Origin of the sequence: Acidiphilium sp., from assembly GCF_049977125.1 — a bacterium.
Classification (GTDB): Bacteria; Pseudomonadota; Alphaproteobacteria; order Acetobacterales; family Acetobacteraceae; genus Acidiphilium.
This window is the reverse complement of the sequence record NZ_JBMFGY010000286.1, coordinates 1-2601: the sequence shown is the minus strand read 5'-3', so window position 1 is coordinate 2601 and position 2601 is coordinate 1. Positions and strand designations below refer to the sequence as shown.

Genomic DNA, 2601 nt, shown 5'->3' with positions numbered 1-2601 from the left:
AGAAGCTGGGGATGTGATGATGGCGCAGGGAATTGGCGATCACGCCTGGCAGCGCGAGCGAGGAGCGCTGGACGGTGAAAATCTCATCGAGCCAGAACGGTTTGGTACCCAGGTCATACAGGCGCGCGACCAGGCCGGCGATGAAGATGCCGAGGCCCGCAAGCCTGGCACCGACCGCGGTTTCACGGTGCGCGATGGCAGTAAGGTTGGTGGCGGACGGCGACCTGATCATTGCAGTGGTTGCACCATGGGCTTGTAACGGGACGATGGCAGAGTGACCCGGCGCGTGCCAGATTTGTCAGGCTGAGGCGTCGTCATGTATTTTCTTCTACATTGCGTGTGTCGCAGGATATAATTTTGTGTAAAATAATTATTAATACCTATCGATTTCCTGGCGTCTTTAATTGTTACGGACGGCTCTGGATAACCAATTACGCGGCAAAATGCGCACAATGGACCTCACCAAAACATCGTGGTTGCTTGTCAGTTCCAATCATGGGCTGGCCAAAAGGTGGCTATGACGCACAGCCCATCCATGGCAGCAAAATGAATAAGACACCGAGTTTTATTAGGCCGATTTTAACGTCCGCGACTTTATAGTCATCATTGAGAATGTATTGGGGAGATTGGGCGATGTTTCAATGGTTCCGTGCTGGTTCAGATGCTTTGGCAAAGATGGCGGCATTGAGCCGCTCCCTGGCGTTGATCGAGTTCAACCCGGACGGGACGATTTTGTGGGCAAACGAGAATTTCTGTCAGGCGTTGGGATATGGTCTGGAGGAGATAAAGGGTAAGCATCACCGCATGTTTGTCGACCCTGCCTACGCGGAGACCGACGCATATCGGGAGTTTTGGTCGAAGCTGAGCCGTGGTGAGTATGATTCTGCTGAGTATAAGAGGATTGGAAAGGGTGGGCGCGAAGTTTGGATTCAGGCCTCCTATAACCCTATCAAGACCGCAACGGGGAGAGTGGTAAGGGTTCTCAAGCAGGCGACCGTCATCACAGGCGAGAAGCTAAAGTCAATGGAAACGCAGGGACTCGTGACTGCGATATCGCGCGCGGGCGCCGTCATTGAATTCACCCCTGACGGGGAAATCCGGACTGCAAATGCAAATTTTCTGACAGCCATGGGCTATGGTTTGGACGAGATCAGAGGCAAACATCACCGCATGTTCGTCGATTCAGAATACGCGAAGTCTCAGGCCTATACAGAGTTTTGGAGAAAGCTGAATTCAGGTGAAGTAGCGGCCGATGAATTCAAACGGTTTGGTAAAGGTGGCCGCGAAGTTTATTTAATGGCAACCTATAACCCCATTTTCGATCTGAACCAAAAAGTCATCAAGGTTGTCATGATTGCGACCAATATGACCGACCACAAGGCAGCGCTCGTTGAGCTGGGTATTGGATTGAAGGCGCTGGCTGAGAAACGGATCGACTACCGGATCACCAAACCGTTTATTGAGCAATATGCCTCACTGAAGGCGGATTTTAACGCGTCGGTCGAGGCGCTCGAGGAGACGATCAGATCTATCGCTGAGAATGCCGACGGGGTGACTTCGGGGGCTGGGGAGATTGCTCAGGCGTCGGATGATCTCTCACGGCGGACCGAGCAGCAGGCAGCGAGCTTGGAGCAGACCGCCGCGGCGCTGGATGAAATAACGGCGTCCGTTCGAAAGACAGCTGAGGGCGCGAAACAAACCCACGAAGTTGTGGCGCTGGCAAAGACCGATGCTGAGCATTCCAGTAACGTGGTGAATGAGACCGTGGCTGCGATGAGCGGGATCGAAAGTTCATCCAAGCAAATAGACAACATTATCGGCATAATCGACGAGATTGCATTTCAGACCAATCTGCTGGCGCTTAATGCAGGCGTCGAAGCGGCGCGGGCTGGAGATGCAGGGCGCGGCTTCGCAGTGGTGGCAACAGAGGTCCGCGCACTGGCGCAACGCTCCGCCAATGCGGCAAAGGAGATTAAAACTCTAATTTCCGCCTCAGGCGCCCAAGTTACAACAGGTGTGAGGCTAGTTGGAGAAACCGGCGCGGCACTCCGGCGGACGCTCGAACAGGTAGAACAAATTAACAGGCTGGTAAGAGAGATCGCCGCTTCCGCGCAGGAGCAGGCGATCGGGCTGGGCGAGGTAAACACCGCGGTCAATCAGATGGACCAGTTGACGCAGCAAAACGCAGCAATGGTGGAAGAAGCTACGGCAGCCAGCCATTCGCTTGCCGGGGAGGCCGCTGAGCTTGGAACGCTCGTCGGGCAGTTCCAGCTTAGCCGGTCCGAAGCCGGCCCCTCAGTCAAACTTGTGGCCGCAAAAGCGTTACATAGGTTGCCCGAACAAAACCAGCGTACTCGGTCCCACGCTCCTATTGTCAAGCTCAGCGTGCCGCGCCGTTAAAAGCCGGAGCGGTGCGGTATGATATAAATGGTTCGGAGCGTATATTGAGTTTTTCACTTCGCGGCCGTTGCAGAAATAGCGTTGGTCGGTTTGTTGAGAGTATTTGCTCACCCCCCGGCTAATCGGATCGGGATCGGGGTCTGAAAATTTTGCTTGACACGGTCACGGCGGGTTCGATTCACCATCCTCGTGAAACGCGAA

At 54.4% G+C, this 2601-nt stretch carries 1 protein-coding gene and 1 pseudogene; one reads left to right on the top strand and one right to left on the bottom strand.

The window, feature by feature from the left end; translation table 11 throughout:
- Window positions 1-232 (bottom strand): annotated as a pseudogene (locus ACP5E6_RS18160) (hypothetical protein); the annotation flags it as partial.
- A gap of 401 nt (window positions 233-633) precedes the next feature.
- On the opposite strand from ACP5E6_RS18160, the gene ACP5E6_RS18155 reads away from it, so the two are divergent.
- Complete coding sequence (locus ACP5E6_RS18155) at window positions 634-2400, top strand: methyl-accepting chemotaxis protein (RefSeq protein WP_427956685.1); 1767 nt, start codon at window positions 634-636, stop codon at window positions 2398-2400.
- The last annotated feature ends 201 nt before the right edge of the window (window positions 2401-2601 follow it).